Annotated in this window: 28 protein-coding genes and 2 pseudogenes; 9 read left to right on the plus strand and 21 right to left on the minus strand. The window is 69.1% G+C overall.

Annotated features, from left to right (window positions below):
- Nucleotides 1–91: 91 nt before the first annotated feature.
- The 8 genes and pseudogenes from BLP62_RS14495 to aceB form a co-directional block, all read right to left on the minus strand.
- A pseudogene (locus BLP62_RS14495) lies at nucleotides 92–408 on the minus strand (nucleotidyltransferase domain-containing protein).
- Between the two features lie 4 nt (nucleotides 409–412).
- On the minus strand, nucleotides 413–1,633 hold the full coding sequence (locus tag BLP62_RS05965; protein WP_093006853.1) for a glycerate kinase type-2 family protein: 1,221 nt from the start codon (nucleotides 1,631–1,633) through the stop codon (nucleotides 413–415).
- A complete protein-coding gene (locus BLP62_RS05970) occupies nucleotides 1,618–2,010 on the minus strand; it encodes a type II toxin-antitoxin system VapC family toxin (RefSeq protein ID WP_093006855.1) in 393 nt (130 codons plus the stop codon). Before BLP62_RS05970 ends, BLP62_RS05965 begins: the two co-directional genes overlap by 16 nt.
- Nucleotides 2,011–2,256, minus strand: a complete 246-nt coding sequence (locus BLP62_RS05975) for a type II toxin-antitoxin system VapB family antitoxin (protein ID WP_093006857.1) — start codon at nucleotides 2,254–2,256, stop codon at nucleotides 2,011–2,013.
- A gap of 32 nt (nucleotides 2,257–2,288) precedes the next feature.
- The gene (gene glcF / locus BLP62_RS05980) at nucleotides 2,289–3,545 is read right to left on the minus strand and encodes a glycolate oxidase subunit GlcF (RefSeq protein ID WP_093006859.1); all 1,257 of its coding nucleotides are present in this window, start codon (nucleotides 3,543–3,545) and stop codon (nucleotides 2,289–2,291) included.
- A 4-nt stretch (nucleotides 3,546–3,549) separates the two neighbouring features.
- Nucleotides 3,550–4,593 carry an FAD-binding protein gene (locus tag BLP62_RS05985; RefSeq protein WP_093006861.1) on the minus strand — a complete coding sequence of 348 codons (1,044 nt, stop codon included), beginning with the start codon at nucleotides 4,591–4,593 and terminating at the stop codon, nucleotides 3,550–3,552.
- Nucleotides 4,580–5,962 (minus strand): FAD-linked oxidase C-terminal domain-containing protein, encoded by a 1,383-nt coding sequence (locus tag BLP62_RS05990; RefSeq protein WP_093006863.1) that lies wholly within the window; start codon nucleotides 5,960–5,962, stop codon nucleotides 4,580–4,582. The genes BLP62_RS05985 and BLP62_RS05990 overlap by 14 nt, the downstream gene beginning before the upstream one ends.
- A 92-nt stretch (nucleotides 5,963–6,054) precedes the next feature.
- The gene (gene aceB, locus BLP62_RS05995; RefSeq protein ID WP_093006865.1) at nucleotides 6,055–7,617 is read right to left on the minus strand and encodes a malate synthase A; all 1,563 of its coding nucleotides are present in this window, start codon (nucleotides 7,615–7,617) and stop codon (nucleotides 6,055–6,057) included.
- A 98-nt stretch (nucleotides 7,618–7,715) separates the two neighbouring features.
- Here aceB and BLP62_RS06000 point away from each other — a divergent pair, with 98 nt between their 5' ends.
- Genes BLP62_RS06000 through BLP62_RS06010 form a run of 3 tightly spaced genes read left to right on the plus strand, consistent with a single transcriptional unit; the run spans nucleotide 7,716 to nucleotide 10,558 of the window.
- Complete coding sequence (locus BLP62_RS06000) at nucleotides 7,716–8,474, plus strand: IclR family transcriptional regulator (RefSeq protein WP_176758155.1); 759 nt, start codon at nucleotides 7,716–7,718, stop codon at nucleotides 8,472–8,474.
- 42 nt (nucleotides 8,475–8,516) lie between these two features.
- Nucleotides 8,517–9,227 (plus strand): heat shock protein transcriptional repressor HspR, fused homodimer type, encoded by a 711-nt coding sequence (hspR, locus tag BLP62_RS06005; RefSeq protein WP_093006869.1) that lies wholly within the window; start codon nucleotides 8,517–8,519, stop codon nucleotides 9,225–9,227.
- A complete protein-coding gene (locus BLP62_RS06010) occupies nucleotides 9,224–10,558 on the plus strand; it encodes a dipeptidase (protein WP_093006871.1) in 1,335 nt (444 codons plus the stop codon). Before hspR ends, BLP62_RS06010 begins: the two co-directional genes overlap by 4 nt.
- On the opposite strand, the gene BLP62_RS06015 is transcribed toward BLP62_RS06010, so the two are convergent.
- The gene (locus BLP62_RS06015) at nucleotides 10,530–11,258 is read right to left on the minus strand and encodes a 2-phosphosulfolactate phosphatase (RefSeq protein WP_093006873.1); all 729 of its coding nucleotides are present in this window, start codon (nucleotides 11,256–11,258) and stop codon (nucleotides 10,530–10,532) included. The two genes, BLP62_RS06010 and BLP62_RS06015, sit on opposite strands and share 29 nt — an antisense overlap.
- A gap of 9 nt (nucleotides 11,259–11,267) precedes the next feature.
- Nucleotides 11,268–11,918, minus strand: a complete 651-nt coding sequence (locus tag BLP62_RS06020) for a Crp/Fnr family transcriptional regulator (RefSeq protein WP_093006875.1) — start codon at nucleotides 11,916–11,918, stop codon at nucleotides 11,268–11,270.
- 48 nt (nucleotides 11,919–11,966) lie between these two features.
- Between BLP62_RS06020 and BLP62_RS06025 the strand changes: the two genes are divergently transcribed.
- The 4 genes from BLP62_RS06025 to BLP62_RS06040 are packed head-to-tail and all read left to right on the plus strand — an operon-like array spanning nucleotide 11,967 to nucleotide 15,068.
- Nucleotides 11,967–12,605, plus strand: a complete 639-nt coding sequence (locus BLP62_RS06025; RefSeq protein ID WP_093006877.1) for an ABC transporter ATP-binding protein — start codon at nucleotides 11,967–11,969, stop codon at nucleotides 12,603–12,605.
- 5 nt (nucleotides 12,606–12,610) lie between these two features.
- The gene (locus tag BLP62_RS06030) at nucleotides 12,611–13,318 is read left to right on the plus strand and encodes a phosphorylase family protein (RefSeq protein ID WP_093006880.1); all 708 of its coding nucleotides are present in this window, start codon (nucleotides 12,611–12,613) and stop codon (nucleotides 13,316–13,318) included.
- A gap of 2 nt (nucleotides 13,319–13,320) precedes the next feature.
- Nucleotides 13,321–14,142 (plus strand): enoyl-CoA hydratase/isomerase family protein, encoded by an 822-nt coding sequence (locus BLP62_RS06035; RefSeq protein WP_093006882.1) that lies wholly within the window; start codon nucleotides 13,321–13,323, stop codon nucleotides 14,140–14,142.
- A gap of 50 nt (nucleotides 14,143–14,192) precedes the next feature.
- On the plus strand, nucleotides 14,193–15,068 hold the full coding sequence (locus BLP62_RS06040) for an HD domain-containing protein (protein WP_093006884.1): 876 nt from the start codon (nucleotides 14,193–14,195) through the stop codon (nucleotides 15,066–15,068).
- Here BLP62_RS06040 and BLP62_RS06045 read toward each other — a convergent pair.
- The 5 genes and pseudogenes from BLP62_RS06045 to BLP62_RS06065 form a co-directional block, all read right to left on the minus strand.
- Nucleotides 15,065–15,238, minus strand: a pseudogene (locus BLP62_RS06045) (DUF2267 domain-containing protein); the annotation flags it as partial. The gene BLP62_RS06040 and the pseudogene BLP62_RS06045 sit on opposite strands and share 4 nt — an antisense overlap.
- A gap of 3 nt (nucleotides 15,239–15,241) precedes the next feature.
- A complete protein-coding gene (locus tag BLP62_RS06050; protein ID WP_093006886.1) occupies nucleotides 15,242–15,448 on the minus strand; it encodes a dodecin in 207 nt (68 codons plus the stop codon).
- Nucleotides 15,449–15,457: 9 nt separating this feature from the next.
- Nucleotides 15,458–17,104, minus strand: a complete 1,647-nt coding sequence (locus BLP62_RS06055) for a long-chain-fatty-acid--CoA ligase (RefSeq protein ID WP_093006888.1) — start codon at nucleotides 17,102–17,104, stop codon at nucleotides 15,458–15,460.
- Nucleotides 17,105–17,163: 59 nt separating this feature from the next.
- The gene (locus tag BLP62_RS06060) at nucleotides 17,164–18,117 is read right to left on the minus strand and encodes an MBL fold metallo-hydrolase (protein WP_093006890.1); all 954 of its coding nucleotides are present in this window, start codon (nucleotides 18,115–18,117) and stop codon (nucleotides 17,164–17,166) included.
- The gene (locus BLP62_RS06065) at nucleotides 18,114–19,001 is read right to left on the minus strand and encodes a phosphohexomutase domain-containing protein (RefSeq protein ID WP_093006892.1); all 888 of its coding nucleotides are present in this window, start codon (nucleotides 18,999–19,001) and stop codon (nucleotides 18,114–18,116) included. The genes BLP62_RS06060 and BLP62_RS06065 overlap by 4 nt, the downstream gene beginning before the upstream one ends.
- A gap of 34 nt (nucleotides 19,002–19,035) precedes the next feature.
- Between BLP62_RS06065 and BLP62_RS06070 the strand changes: the two genes are divergently transcribed.
- Together BLP62_RS06070 and BLP62_RS06075 are read left to right on the plus strand one after the other, a co-directional pair.
- A complete protein-coding gene (locus BLP62_RS06070) occupies nucleotides 19,036–21,111 on the plus strand; it encodes an ATP-dependent helicase (RefSeq protein ID WP_093006894.1) in 2,076 nt (691 codons plus the stop codon).
- A gap of 10 nt (nucleotides 21,112–21,121) precedes the next feature.
- Nucleotides 21,122–21,841 (plus strand): hypothetical protein, encoded by a 720-nt coding sequence (locus BLP62_RS06075; RefSeq protein WP_241374211.1) that lies wholly within the window; start codon nucleotides 21,122–21,124, stop codon nucleotides 21,839–21,841.
- A 9-nt stretch (nucleotides 21,842–21,850) separates the two neighbouring features.
- Here BLP62_RS06075 and BLP62_RS06080 read toward each other — a convergent pair whose 3' ends face one another.
- The 6 genes from BLP62_RS06080 to BLP62_RS06105 are packed head-to-tail and all read right to left on the minus strand — an operon-like array spanning nucleotide 21,851 to nucleotide 26,110.
- Nucleotides 21,851–22,228, minus strand: a complete 378-nt coding sequence (locus tag BLP62_RS06080) for a VOC family protein (protein ID WP_093006896.1) — start codon at nucleotides 22,226–22,228, stop codon at nucleotides 21,851–21,853.
- A complete protein-coding gene (locus BLP62_RS06085) occupies nucleotides 22,228–22,515 on the minus strand; it encodes a glutamine synthetase/cystathionine beta-lyase binding protein (protein WP_093006898.1) in 288 nt (95 codons plus the stop codon). Before BLP62_RS06085 ends, BLP62_RS06080 begins: the two co-directional genes overlap by 1 nt.
- A gap of 22 nt (nucleotides 22,516–22,537) precedes the next feature.
- Nucleotides 22,538–23,104, minus strand: coding sequence for a Uma2 family endonuclease (locus BLP62_RS06090; protein WP_176758156.1), 567 nt, complete (start codon nucleotides 23,102–23,104; stop codon nucleotides 22,538–22,540).
- Nucleotides 23,104–24,615, minus strand: a complete 1,512-nt coding sequence (guaA, locus tag BLP62_RS06095; RefSeq protein ID WP_093006902.1) for a glutamine-hydrolyzing GMP synthase — start codon at nucleotides 24,613–24,615, stop codon at nucleotides 23,104–23,106. The genes BLP62_RS06090 and guaA overlap by 1 nt, the downstream gene beginning before the upstream one ends.
- Nucleotides 24,616–24,627: 12 nt before the next feature.
- On the minus strand, nucleotides 24,628–25,239 hold the full coding sequence (locus BLP62_RS06100; RefSeq protein ID WP_008633168.1) for a circadian clock protein KaiC: 612 nt from the start codon (nucleotides 25,237–25,239) through the stop codon (nucleotides 24,628–24,630).
- Between the two features lie 43 nt (nucleotides 25,240–25,282).
- Complete coding sequence (locus tag BLP62_RS06105; RefSeq protein ID WP_093006904.1) at nucleotides 25,283–26,110, minus strand: KaiC domain-containing protein; 828 nt, start codon at nucleotides 26,108–26,110, stop codon at nucleotides 25,283–25,285.
- Nucleotides 26,111–26,113: the final 3 nt, after the last annotated feature.

Genomic DNA, 26,113 nt, shown 5'->3' on the forward strand with positions numbered 1-26,113 from the left:
GGTCCTTGGCCTTCTTGACCCTCCGCCACAGCTCGTTCAGGGTCAGGTGGTCGGCCACGGTCATGGACGAAGAATACAACAAGAAAGGGTATCACGCGGCATAGAGCACCCGGCCTTCCCTCAGGACCTTGGGGTAAAGGGAGGTCCAGGCGTCCCGGTACTTTTCCAGGTCCTCTTCGGTGGCCAGAAGGAGGTCCGGGCTGAAGCCCCGTTTGGCCTTGCTCACCGCCAGGTGGAGGTCCTTCCCCACCCGCATGGTCTTGTACTCGGGAGGCACCACCACGAGGAGGTCGTGGTCGCTTTCTGGGGGGCTTCCCCCCGCGCCCGGCTGCCGAAGAGGATGACCTTTTGCGCCGGGACGGTCTTGAGGATGGCCTCGAGGACCGGGGCAAGCTCCGGGTACTCCACTCCCTCAGTCTACAAAGAGGAGCCGGAAATCGTTGAGGTTGGTCCCCGTGGGGCCGGTCCTAAGAAGGGTTCCCGCCTCTTGGAAGAAGCCGAGGCTGTCGTTTTCCTCCAGGAAGGGCCTGGGGTCCAGCCCCTTTTCCCACACCGCCGGGGTGAGGAGGGCCCCGGCGGCGCCGCTAGGGCCGTCCAGGCCGTCGGAGTCGGCGGCGAGGGCGTGGAGGGGGGTTTTGAGGTGGGCGTAGAGGGCGAGGAGAAACTCCAGGTTCCGCCCGCCCCTTCCCCTCCCCACCACCCGCACCTGGGCCTCTCCCCCGGAGAGGAGGAAGAGGGGCTTCCTGAAGGGCACCCCGTGGGCGCGGATGGTCTCCACGAGCTCGGCGTGGAAGCGGGCGAGGGCCCTCGCCTCCCCCCCGAAGCGGTCGGAAAGGATCGCCGCCCGGAAGCCCCGGGCCCGCAAGAACCTCTGCGCCGCCCGGAGGAGGTGGAGGTTCGTCCCCACGAGGCGCCAGGTGAGGCGCCTCAGGGCGGGGTCTTGGGGCTTTAGGGTCTCGGGGAGGCGCCCTTCCGCCCCCTGACGGAGGACGGCCCGGGCCCCGGGGAAGGCGAGGCCGTAGCGGTCCAAGAGGGCCAGGGCCTCGGCGTAGGTGGTGGGGTCCGGGTGGAAGGGCCCGGAGGCGATGACCGAGGGGTCGTCCCCGGGCACGTCGGAGAGGAGGAGGGCGTGGACCTTGGCCCTGGTGGCGAGGAGGGCCCTTCCCCCTTTGATGCGGGAGAGGTGCTTGCGAAGGGCGTTTATCTCGTGGATGCTCGCCCCGCTTTTGAGGAGGGCCTCGGTGAGGGCCCGCTTCTCCTCCAAGGGGATCCCCAGGGGGGCGCACCACAGGGCGCTTCCCCCGCCCGAGAGGAGGGCTAGGACCCGCGCCCTCGAGGAAAGCCCCTGGAGGAGGCCGAGGACCTCCTCGGCCGCCCGGACGCTCTCCTCGTCGGGGACGGGGTGGCGGGCGAAGACCGCCTTGAGCCCGGGGGCCTCTTGCCCCTTGGGCAGGGTGAGGTGGTAGGGGACCTCCCCGTAGCGGTCCAGGGCGGCCCGGAGCATGGGGGCCGCCGCCTTCCCCACCGCCAGGACGAGGTCCGGCCGCCAAGGGGGGAGGTGCCTCGCCGTGAGGCGGTAGGGGTCCGTGGCCTTCAGGGCCTCGAGGAAGGCTTCCTTCAGGAGGGCTTCCACGCCAGGTCCGTCCGGTCAAAGTCCTGGCCCTTGTAGAGGAGGGGTTCCCCTTCGGCTCGGGCCAGGGCGTAGCTTAAGCAGTCCCCGAGGTTTAGGCGGGCGGGGTGGCGGCCTTTTCCATAACGGGCGTAGGCCCTCACGGCTTCCCGGTAGTGGGCCTCGGTGAAGGGGACTACCTCTAGGCCGAGTTCTTTGACGAGGGCCTCCACCATGTGGACCTTGTCGAAACCCAGGTGTCGTCCCAGGGCCACCGCCGTTTCTACCAGGGTGGGAGCGCCCACCTTGGCCCTAGAGGCTTGGCGGATGGCTTTCAGGTAGAGCCTGTGGTCGGGCTCCCGTAGAAGAAGGGCCAGGAGGGCCGAGGAATCCACCACCATCTACTCCTCCCAGAGGGCGTCCATCTCTTCCTTGGGGATCCCCTTCCCCAGAAGCTCCGGGGGGATCTGGGGCCAGACCTCCTCTTCTAGGAAGCAGATCACCCGGTCAAAGTTCCGCTCCCTTTGGAGCTCCCTAAGGCGCATCTCCAGGGCCTTCCTCACGGCCTCCGTCTTGGTCTCCCCGGCGAGGCGGGCCACCTCCTCCGCCAGGCGCTCCACCTCCTTGTTGCGGATGGTGAGGGCCATGCTTTAAGCATGGCTGCAAGAGAGTATGCGGGTCAAGCCAGAGGGTCCTTCCCCTCGTAGAGGAGGGCCAAAAGCTCGGCGGTGTGGAGCACGGGGAGGTCCAGGTAGGCCTGGATCTGGGTGAGGCAGCCGATGTTCCCCGTGGCCACGAGGTCCGCCCCCGTGGCCTTGAGGTTTTCCGCCTTCCTCCTCCCCAGGGCCTCGGCGATCTCCGGCTGGAAGAGGTTGTAGGTGCCCGCGCTCCCGCAGCAGAGCTCCCACTCCTTGGGCTCCAGCACCTCGAGGCCCGCCGCCTTGAGAAGCCTTCTCGGGGCCTCCCTGATCCCTTGGGCGTGGGCCAGGTGGCAGGCGTCGTGGTAGGCCACCCGCAAGGGGCGGCTGGGGGGTGGGGGCGGGATGAAGCCCAGCTCGTCCAGGAGGACGCTCAGGTCCTTCACCTTGGCGGCGAGGGCCCGGGCCTCCTCCTCCTCGGGCTCCCCCAGGAAGAGGAGGGGGTATTCCTTCATCCCCGAGCCGCACCCCGCGGCGTTGGTGACCACGTAGTCCACGTCCCGGAAGGCCTTCAGGTTCTTCCGGGCGAGGGCCCTCGCCCCCTCCTTGTCCCCGGCGTGGAGGTTTAGGGCGCCGCAGCAGGCCTGCTCCGGCACCGCCACCACCTCCACCCCGTTTTCCTGGAGGACCCGGATGGTGGCCTGGTTGATGGAGGGCCTCAAGACCCTCTGGGCGCACCCCAAAAGGATCCCCACCCGGGCCTTCCTCTCCCCCTTGGCGGGGTAGACCTCCCGGTAAGGGGCCTCCTCGGGAAGGCGGTCCGGGAGGAGGGCGAGGGGGGCCTTCAGGGGCTTGGGGAGGGGGAGGGGCTTGAGGAGGGGTTTCAGGCGGGCGCCGAGCTTCGCCAGGGGCCGGAAGCGCTCCGGGTAGGGGAGGGTGCGGAGGAGGCCCAGGCGGAAGGTCCTCTCCAAGGGGAAGCGGTGCCGCTTTTCCTCGCTCCACAGGCGGAAGGTGGCGATGAGCTCGCCGTAGGGGACGCCGCTTGGGCAGGCGGTGACGCAGGCCTGGCAGGCGAGGCAGCGGTCCAGGTAGGGGAGGGCTTCTTCCAGCTTGAGGTTCCCCTCCAGGACCTCCTTCATGAGGAAGATGCGCCCCCTGGGGGAGTCCATCTCCTCCTGGAGCACCACGTAGGTGGGGCAGGTGGGGAGGCAGAAGCCGCAGTGCACGCAGGCCTCAATGGCGTGGGCCATCACCTCCCCCTCCTTGCCCAGCTTTTGTATGGGGATTTGGTGCTGCATGCTCTCACCCTAAGGGAAAGCGGCCCTTGGGGTCCAGGGCCTTCTTGACCCCGGCGAAGAAGGCCCCTTGGGGCTCGGGGAAGAGGGGCGTTTCCGCCCCCCTTAGCACCAGGTGGGGAAGCCCCGCCTCCTTTAGCGCTTTTAGGCCCTCCTCCGTGGCCCCGGCGTAGAGCACCTCCCCGCCGTCCAGGTAGCGCCTTGGGCCCAAGGGGAGGGCCTCGAGGCGGGGGATGAGGTGGGGCTTGGCGGGCACCTTGACCCAGATGGGGCTTGCCTCCAGGAAGCCGAGGTCCCGCACCCCTTCCCAGTGGGCCCCGTCCTCCGCCAGGACCTCTCCCTCCCCGAGGAGGTCTTGGAGGCGCTTGAGGCGGGCCTCCACGCTCCTTTCAAACCCCCCCAGGCGAAGCTCCAAGGTGGCCGGGGGGACGAGGTCCAGGGCGAGGAGGTCTAGGGGGAGAAGCCTGAGCCTTTCTAGATCGGCGAGGGCCTCCTCCAAGTTTTCCCGCCGCACCCTGAGGGTGCGGGTGGTCCGGGGCCTGGGGAAGACCTTGAAGGAAAGCTCCACCATGACCCCGAAGGCCCCCAGGGAGCCCACCATGAGGCGGTGGAAGGGGAAGCCCGCGGCGTTTTTCACCACCTTGCCCCCGCCCCGCACCATCCTCCCCTCCCCGTCCACGAAGCGCACCCCGAGGAGGAAGTCCCTCAGGCCCCCAAAGCGGTGGCGCAAGGGGCCGGATAGCCCCGCGGCCACCGTCCCCCCCAGGGTGGCCCCCTTCCCCGCGAGGGGCGGGTGGAAGGGCAGGTACTGGCCGTGGGCCCTTAGGGCCTCCTCCACCTCGGCGACGGGCGTCCCGGCGAAGGCGGTGAAGACGAACTCCTCGGGCTCGTACGCCAAAAGGCCCCGGAGGCGGGAGAGGTCCAAAAGGGCCTCCCCCTCCCTTGGGGTGGAGAGGGCGGGCTTCGTCCCCCCGCCCCGCGCCCGGAGCCGGGGGTAGGCCCGCACCGCCTCCTGGACCTCTTCCGGGCTTTCCGGCCTAAGCGCCGGCACGGACCACCTCCGGCAGGACCTTGCCCCGGTTGGCGAGGCCCTGGGAGTCCAGGGCCCGCTTCACCTCCTCCATGGCCAGGAGGTCTTCCGGGGCGAACATCTCCGGCATGTAGCCCTTCTTCTCCACCCCGATGCCGTGCTCCCCCGTGAGGGACCCTCCTAAGCGCACGCAAAGCCTCAGGATCTCCCCGGCCAAGGCCTCGGCCCGTTCCAGCTCCCCGGGCTTCTTCCCGTCGTAGAGGACCAGGGGGTGGAGGTTCCCGTCCCCGGCGTGGAAGACGTTGGCCACCCTTAGGCCGTACTCCCGGGAGAGGCGCTGGATCTCCCTCAAGGCCTCCCCGAGCCGGGAGCGGGGCACCACCCCGTCTTGGACCAGGTAGTCGGGGGAGAGCCTTCCCACGGCGCTGAAGGCCGCCTTGCGCCCTTTCCAGATGGCCTGGCGCTCGGCCTCGTCCCGCGCCACCCTTAGCTCCAAGGCGCCGCTTTCCCTTAAGACCCCTTCCAGGACCAGGGCCTCCTCGGCCACCTCCTCCTTAGGGCCCTCAAGCTCCACGATGAGGAGGCCCTCCACCGGGGGGTAGCCTGCTCTCACCGCCTTCTCCGCCGCCTCTATGCTCAGGCGGTCCATGATTTCCATGGCCCCGGGGAGAAGCCCTGCCCGGATCACCCGGCTCACCGCCTCCCCTGCCGCCTCGAGGCTCGGGTAGGCGGCGAGGACGGTGTGGTAGGCCTCGGGCTTAGGGAGAAGCCTTAGGGTGATCTCCACCGCCACCCCCAAAAGCCCTTCCGTCCCCACGAAGAAGCCGTGGAGGTCCGGGCCCACGCCCTCTAGGCTTTCCCCCCCAAGGCGCACCACCTCCCCCGTGGGGGTGACGACCTCGAGGCCCAGGACGTGGTTCGCCGTCATCCCGTACTTCAGGCAGTGGGCCCCCCCGGAGTTGAAGGCCACGTTCCCCCCGAGGGTGCTTATGGGCTGGCTGGAGGGGTCCGGGGCGTAGTAGAGGCCGAAGGGAGCGGCCTCCTGGGAGACCTTGAGGTTCACCACCCCGGGCTCCACCACGGCGATCCGGGCCTTGGGGTCCAGCCTCAGGATCCGGTTCATCCGGTTCAGGGCGATCACCACCCCGCCCTCCACGGGGAGGGAGCCCCCGGAGAGGCTCGTGCCGCTTCCCCGGGCCACGAAGGGGACGCCGTATTGGTGGCAAAGCCGCACCGCCCCGAGGACCTCCTCCTTCCTCTCCGGCAGGGCCACCGCCAAGGGCCTTTTGCGGTAGGCGGTGAGGGCGTCCGACTCGTAAGGGGCAAGCTCCGCCTCCCCCGTGAGGACCCGACCGGGAAGCAGGGCCTTGAGTTCCTCCAAGAAGCCCACCCTTGACCTCCTTTCCCCTCCACTTTAGGGCAAAAGGGAGGAGTTCTCCCCCTCCCTTTGGGGCCCCCATGCTGGCGCAAGCCAGCATGGGGTTAGTCAATGTACTCGTAGGCCACCAGGGTCAGGAACTCCACGAACTCCTCCGAGAGGACGAGCTTGTCCAGGATCTCCTCGGCCTCCCGGTAGCGCTCCTTGTCCCGGCCCCCGAGCTTGGCGAGCTCCTCCTCCTTAATCTTCTGGTAAAGCTCCGGGGTAACGGTGCGGCCGTCTTCCAGCTGGGCCTCCCGGTGCACCCACTGCCAAAGCTGGGCCCGGCTGATCTCGGCGGTGGCGGCGTCCTCCATGAGGTTGAAGATGGCCGCGGCCCCGTTGCCCAAAAGCCACTGGTTCAGGTACTGGAGGGCCACGGAGACGTTGTTGCGAAGCCCCGCCTCCGTCACCTTCCCCTCGGGGACGTGGAAGTTCAGGAGGTCCGCCGCGGTCACCCGGACGTCCTCCCGCTTCACGTGCTTCTGGTGGGGCTTCTCCCCCAGATAGCGGTCAAAGACCTCCATGGCCACGGGCACCAGGTCGGGGTGGGCCACCCAGGTGCCGTCAAAGCCCTGGGAAGCCTCCCGCTCCTTGTCGGCCCGCACCTGCTGGAAGGCGCGCTCGTTCACCTGGGGGTCCTTGCGGCTCGGGATGAAGGCCGCCATCCCGCCGATGGCGTGGGCCTCGTGGATGTGGCAGGACTTGACCAAAAGCTCGGTGTAGGCCTTCATGAAGGGCACGGTCATGGTCACCTGGGCCCGGTCGGGGAAGATGGGGGCGGTGGCGGCGAACTTCTTGATGCAGCTGAAGATGTAGTCCCACCTCCCGGCGTTGAGCCCGGCGGCGTGCTCCTTGAGCTCGTAGAGGATCTCCTCCATCTCAAAGGCCGCCAGGATGGTCTCAATGAGGACCGTGGCCCGGATGGTGCCCCGGGGGAGGCCCAGGTAGTCCTGGGCGAAGTTAAAGACCTCGTTCCAGAGGCGGGCCTCGAGGTGGCTTTCCAGCTTGGGCAGGTAGAAGTAGGGCCCGCTTCCCCGCCTTAGGAGCTCGTGGGCGTTGTGGAAGAAGTAGAGGCCGAAGTCAAAGAGGCTCGCCGAGATGGGCTCCCCGTCCACGTGGACGTGCTTTTCCACGAGGTGCCAGCCCCTGGGGCGCACCAGGAGGGTGGCCGTCTTCTCCTTGAGCTTATACTCCTTGCCCTCAGGGGAGACGAAGTCAATCTGGCGGCGGACGGCGTCATAGAGGTTCTTCTGGCCCCGGATGACGTTGTCCCAGGTGGGGGAGAGGGCGTCCTCAAAGTCCGCCATGAAGACCTTGGCCCCCGAGTTCAGGGCGTTCACGATCATCTTCCGGTCCACGGGGCCGGTGATCTCCACCCGGCGGTCCTGGAGGTCAGGGGGGGCCTCGGCCACCTGCCAGGGCCCGCCCCGGACGAAGGCGGTCTCCTGGAGGAAGTCCGGCTTCTCCCCGGCCTTGTACCGCTCCCAAAGCGCTTGACGCCGCTCCAGGAGGGCCTTGCGCACCGGGTTGAACTCTCGGTGCAGCGCCACCACGAACCCCAGGGCCTCCTCCGTCAGGACCTCCTTCAGGAGGGGGTGGTCTTTCCGGATCTCCACGCCCTTCATGGTGGTCCGAGCTTACGGGAGGCGGGGCGGGATTGTCAAGAAGCAAAAAGATTTTTTGCATCTTGAAAAACAAGGCCGCCCCCGTTACCCTAAGCGGCATGGCGCGTCCGCGGGAGAAGCCGCCCCAGGCGGTGAAGACCCTGGAGAGGGGGCTTCGGGTCCTCGAGGCCCTGGCGGCCTTGGAGGCGGCGGGCTTGGGGGAGCTCGCCGGGCGCACGGGGCTTTCCAAGAGCACCCTCTACCGCCTCCTCAGGGCCCTGGCCCAGGCGGGCTTCGTGGAGGAGGAGGGCGGGGTCTACCGGGTGGGGCCCAAGGCCTTCGCCGTGGGCCAGGCCTACCCCAAGCGTTCGCTTTCCCAGGCGGTCCGCCCCGAGATGGAGGCCCTGGCGAGGGAGACGGGGGAGAGCGTGAACCTGGCGGTGCCCCTGGGGCGGGAGGCGTTGTACCTGGACCAGGTGGAGGGGACGAAGCTCGTCCGCCTCTTCACCGCCCCCGGCTCCCGGGCCCCCCTCCACGCCACCGGGGTGGGGAAGGTCTTCCTGGCCTATCTGGGGGTGCCCGAGGGGCTTAGCCTCACGCCCTACACCCCCCACACCCTCACCCGGCTTCCCGACCTCCTTCGGGAGCTTGAGGCGGTGCGCGGGCGGGGCTACGCCCTGGACAACGAGGAGAAGGAGCTCGGGGTGCGGTGCGTGGCCGCCCCTGTCTTCGGGCCTAAGGGCGAGGTGGTGGCGGCCCTCTCCCTCTCCGCCCCCGCAAGCCGCCTCTCCCTGGAGGAGGCCCACCGCCTCGCCCCCCGGGTGGTGGAGGCGGCCCAAAGAGCTTCCCTGCGCCTCGGGTACACAGGCGAGGTATAATGTTTGGGGATAGAGGGGCTTAGCGGGAGGAGCTAAGGGCTTATGGACAAGGTGGTGGACAAGGACCGCCCCGTGTACGTGATCTCGGTGGCGGCGGAGCTTGTGGAGATGCACCCGCAGACGCTTCGGCTTTACGAGCGGAAGGGTTTGATCAAGCCGAAGCGGTCCAGCGGGAAGACGCGGCTTTACTCGGAGCGGGACATTGAGAAGCTTCGGGAGATCCGCCGCCTGACGCAGGAGCTGGGGGTGAACCTGGCGGGGGTGGAGGAGATCATGCGGCTTCGGGCGGAGCTCGAGGCCCTGCAGGCCCGGTTTGAGGCCGAGGTGGCCAGGCTCAAGGCGGAGATCGGCCACCGCTTCCAAGAGTTGGAGCGCCCCGCCCTCCCCGCCCCCGGGGAGACGGAGAAGCCCTCCCCCAAGGACCGCCCCGTGTACGTGATCTCGGTGGCGGCGGAGCTTGTGGAGATGCACCCGCAGACGCTAAGGCTTTACGAGCGGAAGGGTTTGATCAAGCCGAAGCGGTCCAGCGGGAAGACGCGGCTTTACTCGGAGCGGGACATTGAGAAGCTTCGGGAGATCCGCCGCCTGACGCAGGAGCTGGGGGTGAACCTGGCGGGGGTGGAGGAGATCATGCGGCTTCGGGCGGAGCTCGAGGCCCTGCAGGCCCGGTTTGAGGCCGAGGTGGCCAGGCTCAAGCTCCTCCTCCTGGAGGAGGGCAGGGGGCTTCTCCAAGAAGGTAACATGGGCGCGTGAAGGACCTAGCGCCCCTTTTGGAGTTCCTCTCCATCCCCTCCGTCTCCACCGACCCGGCCCGCAAGGAGGACGTGCGTAGGGCGGCCCTTTGGCTTGCGGAGCGGCTTAAGGCCCTGGGCTTCCGCGCCGAGCTCCACGAGACCCCCCTCCACCCCATCCTCTACGCCGAGCGCCTCGTGGACGAGAAGGCCCCCACGGTCCTGGTCTACGGCCACTACGACGTCCAGCCCCCCGACCCCCTGGAGCTTTGGGAAAGCCCCCCCTTCTCCCCCGTGGTGCGGGAGGGCCGGATCTACGCCCGGGGGGCCTCCGACGACAAGGGGCAGCTCTTCGCCCACGTCCTCGCCGCGGAGGAGGCCCCGGTCAACCTGAAGTTCCTGGTGGAGGGGGAGGAGGAGATCGGAAGCCCCCACCTCCCCCCTTTCGTGCGGGCGAACCGGGAGAAGCTCCGGGCGGACGCCGTCCTCATCTCCGACGGGGCCATGTTCGCCCCCCACACCCCGACCCTCACCTACGGCCTCCGGGGGCTTTGCTACCTGGAGGTGCGCCTTAGGGGGGCGAGGCGGGACCTCCACTCGGGGGCCTTCGGGGGCGTGGCCCCGAACCCCATCCAGGCCCTGGGGTGGCTCCTCGCCCGGCTGAAGGACGAGAGGACGGGGAGGGTCCTGATCCCGGGCTTCTACGAGAGGGTGCGCCCCGTCCCCGAGGAGGAAAAGGCCCTCTGGCCCGCCCTGGACGAGGAGGCCCTGAAGCGGGAGCTCGGGGTGGAGGTCCTCCCGGGGGAGGAGGGCTACGCCCCCCTGGAAAGGCTTTGGGCCCGGCCCACCCTGGACCCGAACGGCATCTGGGGCGGCTACCAGGGGGAGGGCTCCAAGACGGTGATCCCCGCCGAGGCGGGAATGAAGCTCTCCATGCGCCTGGTGCCCGACCAGGACCCGGAGGAGGTGGCGGAGCGGGCCGAGGCCCACCTGAAGGCGGTCTGCCCCCCGGGCTACGCCCTGGAGGTGCGGAGGCTCCACGGGGGCAGGCCCGTCCTCACCGACCCCTTTAGCCCCCCCATGCGCCTCATGGCCCGGGCCCTGGAGGAGGTCTGGGGCCGCCCACCCGTCTACGCCCGGGAAGGGGGGACGATCCCCGTGGTGGCCGAGCTCCAGGAGGCCCTGGGGGCGCCCATCGTCCTTTTGGGCCTCGGGCTTCCCGACGACAACCTCCACGCCCCCAACGAGAAGCTGGACCTCGTGAACCTGGAAAAGGGCGTGGCCGCCCTCCGCCGCTTCCACCGCCTCCTGGCGGAGGAGGGGCTTAGCCCTGGCCCGGCAAGCTCCCCTTGAAGATGAGGGCCTCCCCCACCCGCCCGGAGAGGACGGGGACCAGGGGGCTTTTGGCCACCTGGGCGGCGAAGGGGACGTCGGCCTCGAGGCCCACCCCCTTGAGGGCCTGGGCCGCGGCGGAGAGGCTTAGGGCCTCCAGGGGGTCCTGGTAGGCCCGCCTGAGGGCCAAGGCGATGCGGGCCCCGTCCTCGGGCTCCATCTCCCCCAAAAGCCCCAGGTACTCCGCCAAGACTCCCGCGGTATAGAGGTCGTCCAGCCCCACCCGCCCCTCCTTCCCGGCGCAGAGGATGGCCACCTCCTCCGTGGCCAGCTCCAGGGCCTTGCGGGCGGCGGCGTGGGCGTTGTAGAGGGAGGCCAGGAGGACGTGCTTGGCCGTTTTCGCGGCGGCGTGGGCGGCCTTGGTGCCGTTGGTGGTGCTCATCACCACCACCTTTCCCCCCACCGGGGCCTCCAGGGCCTCCCTGGGGGAGTTCCCCAGGTCAAAGCCCGGGGGCTTCACCCCCCCCGCCTCCCCCGCCAGGAGGACGTCCGCGTCCTTGAAGGCCTTGGCGGCCTCGAGGCCCGCCACCCAGTAAAGGGCCTCGGCCCCCGCCTCCAGGAGGGCCACCGCGGTGGTGGTGGAGCGGATCACGTCCACCACCAGGACCACGTCGGGGTACACCAGGGTTTCCGTGGGCAAAGGGTCCACCCGTAGGCGCATGCTTCCTCCCTACACCAGCCCGAAGGCCAGCTCCTCCAGAAGGCCCGGGCTCACCACCTCCACCACCCCGGGGGCCAGGCGCACCGCCCCCTGCTCCTGGAGGGCGTGGAGGACCCGGGTGACCGTCTCCCGGCTCGCCCCCGCCAGGTGGGCCAGGTCCTGGTGGCGCAGGTGAAGCGTTGGGCCGTAGCCCTGCCTCAGGAGCTTCAAAAGGGCGTAGGCCACCCGGCTTCCCGCCTCCTCAAAGGCCAAAAGGTCCAGCTCCAGGTCCGCCTCCCGCAGGCGGTGGGCCAGGAGGCGGGCCAGGTTGTGGCCGAAGAGGGGGAGGCGGCGGAGGAGGCCGAAGTAGGCCTCCCGGTGGAGGACGAGCAGGGAGGCCTCCTCCTCCACCACGGCGCTCGCGCTCCGCTCGCCCCCGTCCAGGAGGCTCATCTCCCCGAAAACCCCCCCCGGCCCCACCACCCCCAGGGTCTTCTCCTGCCCCCCCAGGTGGGTGCGGAAGAGCCGCACCCGCCCCGCCTCCACCAGGTAGAGGCTCTGGCCCAGGTCCCCCTGGTGGAAGAGGACCTTCCCCTTGGGGTAGGCCAGGCGGACGAAGTAGCTCAGGGCCAGGGCCACCTCCTCCGGGCCGAGGTCCTGGAAAAGGGGGCTAGGGCTCATCGGCCCCACTCTAACCGAAGCTTCATCCTTTGCCTAGAGGATGAGAGGGTGCGCCCGGTGCTGGAGGTGCGGGAGCTGGGCTTCGCCTATGGGAACGGGGCCCTCTTCCGGGGGGTGTCCTTCGCCTTGGCCCCGGGGGAGGCTTTGGCCGTGCTCGGCCCCTCGGGAAGCGGCAAGACCACCCTTTTGCACCTCCTGGCCGGGCTTCTTCCCCTGCAGGAAGGCGAGGTCCTCTGGGAGGGGGAGGCCATCCGCCACCTTCCCGAGGCCCGCCTCGCCCCCAGGCGGCTTCGCTTCCTGGGCCTCGTCTTCCAGCACCACTTCCTCTTCCCCGAGCTCACGGCCCTGGAAAACGTCCTGGCCCCGGGCTATTTGGCGGGCCGGGTGGACCGGGCCTGGGCTTGGGAGCTTCTGGCGAGGCTTGGCCTCGAGGGGCGGGCCCACTTCTTCCCCCAGCGGCTCTCCGGGGGGGAGAGGCAGCGGGTGGCCGTGGCCCGGGCCCTTTACCTGAGGCCGCGCCTCCTCCTTGCGGACGAGCCCACGGCGAGCCTGGACCGCCGCCAGGCCCGGGAGGTCCTTAAGCTCATGCGGGGGCTCGCCTCGGAGGTGGGGGCGGCCTTGGTCCTGGCCACCCACGACGAGGCCCTGGTGGAGGGCCTTCCCGCCTTGCGCCTGGTGTATCCTTAGGCGGTATGAGCCCCATCCACGTGCGGGGTGAGCGGGGACAGGTGGCGGAAAGGGTGCTCCTCCCGGGGGACCCGGGCCGGGCGGAGTGGATCGCCAAGACCTTCCTGGAAGACCCCGTGCTCTACACCTCCTACCGGGGGCTTCTCGGCTTCACCGGGCGCTACAAGGGCCGGCCCGTCTCCGTGCAGACCACGGGGATGGGGGCCCCTTCCGCCAGCATCGTGGCCGAGGAGCTGATCCAGCTCGGGGCCAGGGTCCTCCTGCGGGTGGGCACCTGCGGGGCGGTGGACGGGGCCCTGGCCCCCGGGGACCTGGTGGTGGCCCAGGGGGCGGTGCCCCTGGACGGGGCCACCCGCCAGTACCTGGAGGGCCGCCCCTACGCCCCCGTGCCCAATCCCGCCCTCTTCCGGGCCCTTTGGGCCCAGGCGGAGGCCAAGGGGTACCCCCACCACGTGGGGTTGGTGGCCACGGAGGACGCCTTCTACGCCACCACCCCCGAGGCCGCCCGGGCCTGGGCCAGGTACGGGGTCCTCGCCTTTGAGATGGAGGCCAGCGCCCTCTTCCTCCTGGGGAGGATGCGGGGGGTGCGGGCGGGGGCCCTCCTCGTGGTCTCCAACCGCATCGGCGACCCCGAGCTCGCCCCGCCGGAGGTTTTGCAGGAGGGGGTGCGGCGGATGGTGGAGGTGGCCCTCGAGGCCCTTTTGGAGGTGTGAAGATGGCCCACGAGCACGAACACGAGCACGAGTTCATCCTGGAGATCCCCGAGTTTGACCACCTCGCCTACGAGGTGGAGGAGGGCATCGCCCTGGTGACCCTGAAGCGGCCTGAGGCCCTGAACGCCCTTTCCCAGGACCTCCTGCGGGAGCTGGCGGAGGTGGCGGAGGTCATCGCCCAGGACCCCGAGGCCCGGGCCGTCATCTTCACCGGGGAGGGGAAGGCTTTCGCCGCGGGGGCGGACCTCAAGGAGATCGCCGGCCTCAAGGACCCCTTCATGGCCCGGGAGTACGCCCTTTTGGGCCAGCAGGTCTTCGCCGAGATCGCCGCCTTGCCCGTGCCCACCATCGCCGCCATCAACGGCTACGCCCTTGGGGGCGGCCTGGAGCTTGCCCTGGCCTGCGACCTCAGGGTGGCCGCGAAGGGCGCCAAGCTCGGCCTTCCCGAGGTGGGCCTGGGCCTCATCCCGGGCTTCGGCGGCACCCAGCGGCTTCCCCGGCTCATCGGGCGGGGCCGGGCCTTGGACCTCATCTTCACCGGGCGGCACGTGGACGCGGAAGAGGCCCTCTTTTTGGGGCTCGTGAACCGGGTGGGGGAAGACGCCTTGGAGGAGGCCAAGAAGCTCGCCCAAAAGATTCTGAAAAACGCCCCCGTGGCCCTGGCCCTGGCCAAGGAGAGCGTGGTGCGGGGGGAGGGGCTGGACCTGGCCGAGGCCCTGGAGATTGAGGCCGACCTCTTCGGCTACGCCGCCGCCACCGAGGACATGAAGGAGGGGGTGCGGGCCTTTTTGGAGAAGCGCCCCCCCAACTTCAAGGGGGAGTGAGGCCGGTCCTGGGCCTCTTGGGCCCAGCCGGTGTAGGGTGAGGGGTGCCCATGACGGAAGGACGCATCGTCCACGTGGCCAGCCCCAAGGCCAAGCTCTACGCGGAGGCCGACCAGGCCATAAGGGAGCGGCTAAAGCCCTTCCCCAAGGCCCTTAAGGCCTACGAGCTCCTCATCCAAGACCCCGAGGCCCGCGCCGGGTGGAACATGGCCAACTACCTCACCATGCGCAAGCTGGGCTACAACGACCACGGCCGGGTCCACGCCCTCCTCACCGGGGCGGCGGGCGTGGCCATCCTGGGCCTTTTGGCCGAGGCCGGGGTGCGTTTGGACACCGTGGAGTCGGGGGCGGGGGAGCTGGAGGACGCCTACGTGGTGGTCCTCCTCGCCACCATGCTCCACGACCTGGGCAACCAGGTGCACCGCCACCACCACGAGGCCTTCGGCGTCACCCTGGCCCTCCCCATCCTCAACCGTATTCTGGAGAAGATCTACCCCGACCCCGAGCAGCGCACCGCCCTAAGAGCCCTCATGCTTCACAGCATCTACAGCCACGACCTCGCCCCCGAGCCCCTCACCATAGAGGCCGGCATCACCGCCGTGGCCGACGGCACCGACATCACCAAGGGCCGGGGGCGGAAGGCCTTCGCCCTGGGGAGCATTGACATCCACTCCATCAGCGCCCTGGCCGTGGACGAGGTGCGCATCCTCAAGGGGGAGAAGTACCCGGTGGAGATCCAGGTGCTCATGAACAACTCCGCGGGGATCTTCCAGGTGGAGGAGACCCTCACCAAGAAGGTCCTAAGGAGCCCCTTGCGCCCCTACGTGACCGTGGTGGCCATGACGGACGGCCAAAGCGGCCAGGACCAGCGCATCGTCCACCGCGTGCGCCTGCACGAAAGCGAGGACCGCTTCGTGTTGGATTAGGCCTGGGGCCAGAGCTCCCGGACCTCCTTGGGCAGCAAGCCCCGGATGTCCTCTAGCTCCCCCTCGGAGATCTTCTGAGCCAGCGCCTTAAACACCGCCTGGGCGGCGGCCTCGGGGTCCACGGCGGGGCCCGAGGGGGTCTTCAGCTCCTGGGCCACGTGGGCCAAAAACGTTTAATCCTCCAAGCGGAACCCCACCTCCAGGACCACCTGGAAGCTCTGCACCCCGTCTGGCCCCACGCTTCCCCGGATCTCCTTGACCTCAAACCACTCCACGTGGCGAAGGGTCTTCTGGGCCCGGGCGATGGCCGCCTGGATGGCGGCCTCGAGGCCCCCCTCGCTGCTCCCCACCAGGGTCACCTTCTTGTACACCTTTTCCATGCCCCCAGTTTACCGCCTGGGCCCCACCTCCTTGGCAAGCTCCCGCTTGAGGATCTTGCCCACGCCAGACTTAGGGAGGCTTTCCTTGAAGACAACGATCCTGGGCACCTTATAGGCGGCGAGGTTTTGGCGGCAGAAGGCCTCTATGTCCTTTTCCGTGACCTTGCCCCGGTACTCGGGCTTGAGGACGAGGAAGGCGGCCACGGTCTCCCCGCGGTAGGGGTCTGGGACGCCCACCACGGCGGCTTCCTGGACGGCGGGGTGCTGGTAGAGGACTTCTTCCACCTCGCGGGGGTAGATGTTGTAGCCTCCGGCGATGATCATGTCCTTTTTGCGGTCCACGATGTAGAAGTAGCCGTCTTGGTCCATTTTGGCGAGGTCGCCGGTGAAGAGCCAGCCGTCCCTGAGGGCCTTTTGCGTCTCCTCGGGGCGGTTCCAGTAGCCTTTCATGACGTTGGGGCCTTTTATGGCGAGCTCGCCCACCTCGCCCGGGGGGAGTTCCTTGCCCTCCTCGTCCACCACCTTGGCCTCCACGCCGGGGAAGGGGAGGCCCACGCTCCCCAGGCGCCGTTCGCCGTAGAGGGGGTTGCAGTGGGTCACAGGGCTCGCCTCCGTGAGGCCATAGCCCTCCACCAGCTTGGCCCCGGTGAGCTTTTCAAAGCGCTCCGCCACCTCCAAAGGCAAAGGGGCGGAGCCGGAGATGCAGGCCCGGACGCTCTTGAGGTTCCGCCCCTCTATGCCGGGGAAGTTGTTGAAGGCCACGTAGAGGGTGGGGACGCCGGGGAAGAGGGTGACCCGATGCTTTTCAATGGCCTCCACGATGGCCTTGATCTCGGGCCTGGGGAGGAGGACGAGCTTCGCCCCGCCCAGGAGGGCCAGATTCATGGCCACGGTCATCCCGTAGACGTGGAAGAAGGGAATGGCCCCCAGGACCACCTCCTCCCCTTCCCGGAAGTCGGGGATCCAGGCCCTCACCTGCAGGGCGTTGCTGGCGAGGTTTTTGTGGGTGAGCATGGCCCCTTTGGCCAGCCCCGTGGTCCCCCCGGTGTACTGCAAGAGGGCCACGTCGTCCAGGTCTAAGGGCACGGGCTCGGGCTTGCCTCCCTTGAGGAAGGAGCGCCAGGGGAGGCCTTCCATCTCCCGGGGCCACTGCCCCTTCCGCTTGAGCGCCCAGGGGTAGAGGAGGTTTTTGGGGAAGGGCAGGTAGTCCTGGATGCCCGTGCGCACCACCAGGGCCACCGCACTCTCCCCCTTCACCTCCTGGTAGCGGGGAAGGAGCTGGTCCAGGATCACCAGGACCTTGGCCCCGGCGTCCAAAAGCTGGTGGCGGAGCTCCCTCGGGGTGTACATGGGGTTCACGTTCACCCCCACGCCCCCGGCGAGGAGGGTGCCGTAAAAGGCGATGACGAACTGGGGCGTGTTGGGGAGCATGAGGGCCACCCGCTCCCCCGGCTTCACCCCCGCCGCCTGGAGCCCTTTGGCGAAGGCCTGCACCTCCCGCCAAAGCTCCTTGTAGGTGAGACTTCGCCCCAGGAACTCCAAGGCCACCCGGTTGGGGAAGCGGGTGGCGGTTTCCTCCAGGGCCTGGGGCAAGGGCTTGGGCCTGGGGGCCTCTTGGGGGACCCCGGGATCGTAGTGGGCGTACCAGGGCTTCATGCCACCTCCTTGAACCGCGTCAAAGTTTATTCCCCCCTCGGGGCGGCCCGCAAGGGGCTTTAGGCCCGCAGGTAGCGGAAAGGAGGGCCTTCCCGCAGGAGGAGGCCTTCCTGGCGCAGGTACTCCAGGTGGGCCAGGGTCTCGGCGAAGGCGAAGCGGCGGCCCGCGGGGTCCAGCTCCTGGGGGAAGAGCTTGAGGGAGAGGGACCAGGCGTCCTGGGGGTGGTCCAGGAGGGCGAGGAGGGCCTTAAGGCGGGCCTCGTGGTGGGCCTTGAGCTCCTCCGCCCTTTGGCGCACGTCCCCGATGGGCCCGAAGTGCCCGGCGTGGGCCACCCGGATCGGGAGCTCCGCCAGGCGCTTCAAGGAGGCGAGGAAGTCCTTCAAGGGGTTCTCCCGGGTATAGGCCCAAAGGCCCACGTTGGGGGAGACCCGCTCCAAAAGGGCGTCCCCCGCGAGCAGCACCTCCTCTTCCTCCAGGTAGAAGGCCACGTGCCCGTCGGCGTGGCCCGGGGTCCAGAGGGCCCTTAGCCGCCTTCCCGCCACTTCCAGCACCTCCCCGTCCTTCAGGGGAACGGGGCGTCGCGGCGGGTGGACCCGCTCCCGGGTCTTGGCCATGGTCTCCCGGATCCCCAAAAGGGCCTCCTCCGGGGTGCCGTGGTCCAGGAAGAGCCGCCAGCTCGCCTCCTCAAAGGCCTCGGGCTCCAGCCAGAAGCGGTGCCCCCGAGCGAACTCCTCCTCGTGGAGGTAGACCCTGGCCCCCAGGCCCTCAAAAACCCCACCCAGGCCGTAGTGGTCCGGGTGGTGGTGGGTGAGGAGGAGAACGTTCACGTCGGCGAAGCAGAGGCCTAGCTCCGCCAAATAAAGCTCCAGGGTGCCCCGGGCGGTGCGGGTGGCCAGGGCGCTGTCCACCAGGGCCACCTCCCCCTTTCCCTTCAGGAGGTAGAGGTTCACCGTCTTCAGGGGGTAGGGGATGGGGACAGGAAGGAGGTAGAGGCCGGGGAGGAGCTCCTTCACAGCAGGACCCCAAGGAGGAGAAGGGCCGCCAGGTAGGGGTCCTTCTCCGGGAGGTGCCCGGGGAAGAGGAAGCCCCCCTCCCCGTCCCCCTGGACCTCGCCCCTAGCCTTCCGGAGGGCCTCGAGGACCTCCTCCTCCCTCACGGGCTCCCCTCCCGCCCGGTAGACGGCGAGCCGGTCGGCGTCCCCGTCCAGGGCGAGGCCCAGGGTCGGGGGCTCCTGGGCCTTGAGGAGGGCGAGGAGGGTCTTGAGGTTTTCCGGCCTGGGGTCCGGGTCCACCCCGTAGAAGAGGGGGTGGGGAAGGGGGTGGAGCTCGCGAAGCTCCGCCTTCAGCCCCAGGGCCTGGAGGGCCTTGCCCAAAACCCCCCCGCCGGCCCCCCCCATGGCGTCCAGGTAGACCACCCCGGGCCGGTCCTTTAGCTCCCCGGCGCTTTCCACCAGGTGGGCGAGGTACGCCTTCCTCAGGTCCAGGAGGGCGTAGCCGCCCCGGGCCTCGGGGGGGGCTTCGGGCAGGGCCAGGGCCTCCCCGGGGAGGGGCCTTCCCGCCTCGAGGCGGAGCTTCACCCCCTGGAAGCGGGGGGGCTTGCGGCTTGCCGTGAGGTAGAGCCCCGCGGCCTTCTTGGTCCAAAGGGCGTAGCCGAAGAGGGGAAAGGGGGCGGGGCCCTGAAGGAGGTGGGCCTTCAGGCCCATCCCCGAGAGCACCCCCGCGGCCTCCTCGGCCATCTCCCGGGCGAGGAAGCGGGCATCGTAGCCCACCACCACCTCGCCCTTCCCCTCTTCCAGAAGCTTCTGGCCGAAGCCCGCGGCGATGCGGGCCACCTCCAGGAAGGTGAAGCCCTTGGCCAGCTCGCCCAGAAACCCTTCTCGGGTGGGGTAGAGCTCCATGCCTTAGAGTCTACCCCGTGGTAGACTCACCCCCGTGGACGAGCCCCTCCTATCCTCCTTGAACGAGGCCCAGCGCCAGGCGGTGCTCCACTTTGAGGGGCCCGCCTTGGTGGTGGCGGGGGCGGGGAGCGGCAAGACCCGCACCGTGGTCCACCGGGTGGCCTACCTCATGGCCCGGCGCGGGGTCTTCCCCTCGGAGATCCTGGCGGTGACCTTCACCAACAAGGCCGCCGAGGAGATGCGGGAAAGGCTCAAGGCCATGGTGAAGGGGGCGGGGGAGGTCTGGGTCTCCACCTTCCACGCGGCCGCCCTGAGGATCCTCCGGGTCTACGGGGAAGGGGTGGGCCTGAAGCCCGGCTTCGTGGTCTACGACGAGGACGACCAGACGGCCCTCCTCAAGGAGGTCCTCAAGGAGCTCGGCCTTTCCGCCAAGCCCGGGCCCATCAAGGCCCTTTTGGACCGGGCCAAGAACCAGGGGGTGGCCCCGGAGGGCCTCCTCGCGGAGCTTCCCGAGTTCTACGCGGGCCTCTCCCGGGGGAAGCTTTTGGACGTCCTCCGCCGCTACCAGGAGGCCCTTTTGGCCCAGGGGGCCTTGGACTTTGGGGACATCCTCCTTTACGCCCTAAAGCTCCTGGAGCAGGACCCCGAGGTCCTGAGGCGGGTCAGGAAGCGGGCCCGCTTCATCCACGTGGACGAGTACCAGGACACGAACCCCGTGCAGTACCGCTTCACCCGCCTCCTGGCCGGGGAGGAGGCCAACCTCATGGCCGTGGGGGACCCGGACCAGGGCATCTACTCCTTCCGGGCGGCGGACATAAGGAACATCCTGGACTTCACCCGGGACTACCCCGAGGCCCGGGTCTACCGCCTCGAGGAAAACTACCGCTCCACCGAGGCCATCCTGCGCTTCGCCAACGCGGTCATCGTGAGGAACAACCTCCGCCTGGAGAAGACCCTGCGCCCGGTGAAGCGGGGCGGGGAGCCGGTGCGCCTCTTCCGGGCGGGGGACGCCCGGGAGGAGGCCCGCTTCGTGGCCGAGGAGATCGCCCGGCTCGGTCCTCCCTGGGACCGGTACGCCGTCCTCTACCGCACCAACGCCCAAAGCCGCCTCTTGGAGCAGGCCTTGGCGGGGCGGGGTCTCCCGGCGCGGGTGGTGGGAGGGGTGGGGTTCTTTGAAAGGGCCGAGGTGAAGGACCTTTTGGCCTACGCCCGCCTCGCCCTCAACCCCCTGGACGCCGTGAGCCTGAAGCGGGTCCTGAACACGCCTCCCCGGGGCATCGGCCCGGCCACGGTGGCCAGGGTGGAGGCCCTGGCCCGGGAAAGGGGCCTGCCCCTCCTGGAGGCCTTGCGGGAGGCCCTTCCCCTCCTTCCCCGGCCCGAGCCCGTGCGCCACTTCCTGGCCCTCCTGGAGGAGCTTCGCGACCTGGCCCTGGACTCGGCGGAGGCCTTTTTCCGCCACCTCCTGGAGGCCACGGACTACCTCGCCTACCTCAAGGAGGCCTACCCCGAGGACGCCGAGGACCGCCTGGAGAACGTGGAGGAGCTCCTCCGGGCCGCCAAGGAGGCGGAGGGCCTCCAGGACTTCCTGGACAGGGTGGCCCTCACCGCCAAGGCGGAGGAGCCGGGGGAAGCGGGGGGAAAGGTGGCCCTCATGACCCTGCACAACGCCAAGGGGCTGGAGTTCCCCGTGGTCTTCCTGGTGGGGGTGGAGGAGGGGCTTCTGCCCCACCGCTCCTCCTTGAACATCTTGGAGGGCCTGGAGGAGGAGCGCCGCCTCTTCTACGTGGGGGTGACCCGGGCCCAGGAGCGGCTCTACCTCGCCTATGCCCGGGAGCGGGAGGTCTATGGCCGCCTCGAGGCCACCCGGCCGAGCCGCTTCCTGGAGGAGGTGGAGGAGGGCCTTTACGAGCTCTATGACCCCTACCGCAAGCCCGTCCCTCCCCCCCACCGGGCCCTGCCCGGGGCCTTCAAGGGGGGGGAAAGGGTGGTCCACCCCCGCTTCGGCCCCGGCACCGTGGTGGCGGCGGCGGGGGACGAGGTCACGGTGCACTTTGAGGGGGTGGGCTTGAAGCGCCTCTCCCTCAAGTACGCCGACCTCCGCCCGGCCTGAGGGGGAAGCCTTGGGCCTGCCTCCTTACGCCAAAGCCCGGCCCCTGGCGGTCCTCCACCGGGGGGCCTCCCCCCTCTTCCACCACCTGGTGGAGGAGGTGGCCGCCCTGCGCCTGCCCCTCTTCCCCTACCCCGTGGAGGTGCCCCCAGGGGGGGACCCTTGGGCGGCGCTTTCCTGCCTCGCCCCCCTGGACTTCGCCGGGCTCGCCCTGGAGGAGGCCCTGCCCCCGCCCAAAGGGGTGCGCCTCGAGGCCGAGGCGGAGGCGGGGGGCCTGGTGGACCTGGTGGTGCCGGGCCTTTCGGGGCTTTACAGCCACTACACCGAGGGGCTCGCCCTGGAGCGTTTCCTCTCCGCCCACTTCCCCGGGGCCAGGGCCCTTTGGCTTGGCCCCTTGCGCCCCTCCTTGGCCCCCTTCCTCCGGGCCTTGGGCCAGGTCTCCGTGGTGGCCCCGAGCTTCGCCGAGGGGGATGGCTTCCTCGCCCGCCTGCCCCCAAAGGCCAGGGGGCACGTGGCCTTGAGGCGGGAGGAGGCCACCGCCTTAGCCCTGAAGGCCGACCTCCTCCTCCACGCGGGAGGCGGCCTTCCCCTGGAGTGGCTCCAGCCCTTCCACGCTCTCCTCACCCTCACGCCCCCAATGCCCGGCCTCGCCGACCGGGTCCAGCAGGTCCACGGCCCCGAGGCGCTTCTCGCCTTCCGGGTGCGGGCCCTCCTGGAGGCCCTGGCCCTTTAGGCTTGGGCCTCAGGGTTCCCAGATACTCGCCGGGGCGAGCTCCACCAGGTTGCCCGCGGGGTCTTGGGTGTAGAGGCTTTTCCCCTTGGGCCACTCGGCCCACCACACCGGGTAGCCCGCCGCCTTGAGGCGCGCTTCCCAGGCGGGAAGCTCCTCCTCCTCCACCCGGAAGGCCACGTGGACGCTTCCTTTGGCCCCGTGGGGAGGGAGGTGGGTTTCCTTTTCCGTGAGCTTGGGGTTGAAGACCAAAAACACCCCCCGCCCAGCGCGGAAGAAGGCGTGCCGGGGCGGTTTGAACTGGAAGCAGGGAAGGCCCAAGACCCCTTCGTAGAAGGCCCGGGCCTTCTCCAGGTCCTCGGCGTAGACGGAAGTTTCCAGAACCTCCACTACTTGAGCCGGGCGATGAGCTCGGCCACGGGGATGGCCTCCAGGGTCATCGTCTTCACGCTTCCCCTCGAGGCCAGGTGGAGCATGGCCCGGGCCACGCTGGCGGCGTCCTCCGCCTCCACGATGTTCACGAAGTCGTAAGGCCCGAGCACGGCGTACTGGGCCACCACCTTCACCCCGAAGTCCCGCTCCAACTCCCCGTTCACCTCCTTGATGCGCTCGGGGTTCTTCACCAGGGTCTCGGCGCCATCGTCCGTGAGGGTGCTGAGGACGATAAAGGTGGGCATCCTTCCTCCTTTCCTCCTAAGTCTACCCCGGGCGGGCCTCCAGCTCCACCCCGGCGTAGACCGCTTCCAAGGGGAGGGCACCCCCCAGACAGGGCAAGGGCACCTCCCCCCCGACGAAAGCCTCGTAGAGAACCTCCCCGGACTCCTTCCGGTAAAGCTCGGCCCGGCGGGCGGTCGTGTCCACCAGGAGGTATCCCTCCAGGGAAGGAAGGGCCAGGTAGCGCCCAAGCTTTTCCCGGCGGTCTATGCCCTCGGTGGAGGGGGAAAGGACTTCCACTACAAGGCAAGGGGCCTCCTCGTAAAAGGGGTTTTCCGGAGGGGGGGCACAAACCACCATGAGGTCGGGGTAGTAGAAGGTGGCCTCCCCCACCCTAAGCTTCATGTCCGCCACGTAGAGACGGCAGCCCTTTCGCCGGGCCAGGGGGTAAAGCAGGTAGTGGAGGTTCCCCACCAAGAGGTTGTGGGCCCGGCTCGCCCCGGCCATGGCGTAAGGGACCCCCTCCACGAGCTCCCGCTTCATGGGAGAGCGGGCCTCCTCCTCCAAGTATGCCTCGGGGGAAAGCCGCCTAAGCCGGGCGGGTTCTCCCATCACTCCCATTCTATGGTGGCCGGGGGCTTGGAGGTGAGGTCGTAGACCACCCGGCCCACCTCGGGCACCCGGCGGGTGATGCGCCGGGCCACCTCGTCTAGGAACTCCAGGGGGAGCCTGGCCCAGTCGGCGGTCATGAAGTCCTCGGTGGTGACCGCCCGGAGGGCCAGCACGTAGCCGTACTTGCGCTCGTCCCCCGCCACCCCCACGCTCCTTAGGGGGGTGAGGACCGCCAGGGCCTGGGCCACCTTCTCGTAAAGCCTCCACTCCCTCAGGAGGCTGATGAAGATGTCGTCCGCCTGGCGCAGGATGGAAAGCCTTTCCTCCGTGACCTCCCCCAGGACCCGCACCGCCAGCCCCGGCCCCGGGAAGGGGTGGCGCAGGCGGATGGGGTCGGGGAGGCCGAGGAGAAGGGCCTGCTCCCGCACCTCGTCCTTGAAGAGGAGGCGGAAGGGCTCCAAGAGTTCAAACCCGAGGTCTTCGGGAAGCCCCCCCACATTGTGGTGGCTCTTGATCTTGGCTGCCCCCTTCTCTCCGGCGGACTCAATCACATCGGGGTAGAGGGTGCCCTGGGCCAGGAAGCGGAAAGGCCCCTCCTTTTGGGCCACCTCGGAGAAGACCGCCACGAACTCCCGCCCGATGATCTTGCGCTTTTCCTCGGGGTCCTCCACGCCTTTTAAGGCCTTCAGGAAGCGTTCCTTGGCGTCCACCACCCGGAGGTTCACCCCAAGGGCCTTCAGGGCTCCTTCCACCTCCTCCCTTTCCCCCAGGCGCAAAAGCCCGTGGTCCACGAAGACCGCCAGGTGGTCCACCCCCGCCCGGGCCAAAAGGAGGGCCAGGGTGGAGGAGTCCACCCCCCCCGAGACCGCCAGGAGCACCCGGTCCTTCCCCACCCGATCCCGCACCTCCTTCAGGAGGCTTTCCAGGATGTGCTCCGGGGTCCAGTCCCGGGGAACCTGGGCGATCTCCAGAAAGTTTTCCAGGATCTGGATCCCCTTGGGGGTGTGGGCCACCTCGGGGTGGAACTGGACCCCGAAGGCCTTGCCGTCTTCGGCCTCCATGGCCGCCACGGGGTTTTCCTCGGTGGAGGCCGAGACCCGCCAGCCCGGGGGAAGCTCGGTCACGGCGTCGGCGTGGCTCATCCAGACCTGGACCTCCCCCTCCAATCCCCGGAAGAGGGAGCCCTCGTGGCGGGTGAGGAGGGCCTTGCCGTACTCGGCCCTACCGGAGCGCTCCACCCTCCCCCCAAGCTCCTGGGCGAGGAGCTGCATCCCGTAGCAGATCCCCAGGATGGGAAGCCCCAAGGAGAAAAGCCTGGGGTCGGGGCGGGGGGCATCGGGCTCAAAGACGCTTCTTGGCCCCCCGGAGAGGATCAGGGCCTTGGGGTTATGCCTCAGAACCTCCTCCAGGGGGGCGTCGCCGGGGAGGATAAGGGAGAAGGCCCTTAGCTCCCGAAGCCTCCTTGCGATGAGCCGCGTGTACTGGGAGCCGAAATCCAGGACCAGGACCACGCCAAGAGTCTACTACGCCTCCAGGTGGAGCCTGAGCTGGTGCAGGAGGTCGGCGGGGCTGCGTACCGGGTACTCCAGGCGCTCCAGGAGGGCCTCGGCGGGCTGGTCCAAAAGGCGCAAGCCCTTGAGCCTGGCCAGAAGGGCCTCCTTGTCCGCGGGGAAGTCTAGGCCCTTCACCGCCTTGAGGACCAGGACGGCCCAGGGGATGCCCATCATCTCCACAAAGCGCTCCAAGAAGTAGCCCAGGACCCGGGGCTCCTCCTGCCCTTGGCGGATGGCCCGGTAGGCCGCCTTGGCGAGCCCCCCGGCCACGTGCGTCCTGAGCCTTTCCCCTTCCTCAAGCTCCTGGATTCGCTTCAAGGCCGCCTCGGGGTCGGCCCGGAGGATCTGGCGCACGGCGGCGCTGGAAAGGCCGAGCTCCTTGGCGATGGCCTCCTCCCCCTTCATCCCCTCCTGGGCGAGGACCACGGCGTAGGCGGCGGTCATCAGGCTTCCCGCCCAGGTGAGGCGCTTCTTCTCCGCCAGGGCCTTGGGCCCGCCCACCAGGTCAATCACCTTGAGGAAGACGCGGAGGACGGTGGCCTCGAGGTCCCGCTCCTCCAAGGGCCTAGGGGTTAGCACCATACGCTCACCTCCCTAGGCCTATATTAGCATGAAATTTGCCTTCCTAATGCTCACCCAAGGGCGGGCCCACCTCTAAAAGCCCCTCGGGCCGGATGTAGAGGAGGTGGGTGCGGGTGTCGTGCCCGGAGAGGCGGCAGCCGTCTATGCGGAGGAGGCGGACCAATTCCCCCAGGCCCACCCGGTAGAGCTTGGCCAGGGCGGGGCTCATCACCAGGACCTTGGCGAGGACTAAGGTGGCGTCCAGGATGTGGCTCACGGCGTAGCCGCCCGCCGCCTCGGCGGAGAGCTCCTCGTGGCCGGAGCGCTTCTGGCTCACCATGAGGGCAGTGAGGCCGAAGCGCTTGCTGAAGGCGTAGACCTGGCGCACCACCTGGCGGGCGGCGATCTCCTTGGCCTCGTAGAGGCCCGTGAGGGAGTCCACCACCAGGTGCCGGGCCCCGCTTTGGAGCCCCTCCTCGAGGGTGGCGAAGAGGGTGGGGAGGTCCTCCCGAAGCACGGCGTGGGTGGCGGCGTCTGCGATGAGGATCCGTTCCAGCACCCTCTCCTTAAGGCCCATGGCCCGGGCCCGAAGCTTCAGCCCCTGGACCAGGAGGGGGGCCGGGGCCTCGGTGGTGACGAAGAGCACCCCTTCGCCCCGCTCTGCCTGCTTTAGGGCAAACTGCTCGGCGAGGAGGCTTTTCCCCGTGTCCGACACCCCGGTCACGTGGACGGCCGCCCCCCGGGGGAAGCCTCCCAGGGGTTTGGGCTTCAGGGTCTTGGGGTCCAGGGTGAAGAAGAGCTCGTCCAGGCCCTTCACCCCCGTGGGCACCCCTTCCAGGGGCGGGGCCTTGGCGGAAAGCTCCATGGCGCTTTGCAGCCTAGGCTGGTCCATACT

The sequence above is a fragment of the Thermus arciformis genome (assembly GCF_900102145.1).
Taxonomy (GTDB): Bacteria; Deinococcota; Deinococci; order Deinococcales; family Thermaceae; genus Thermus; species Thermus arciformis.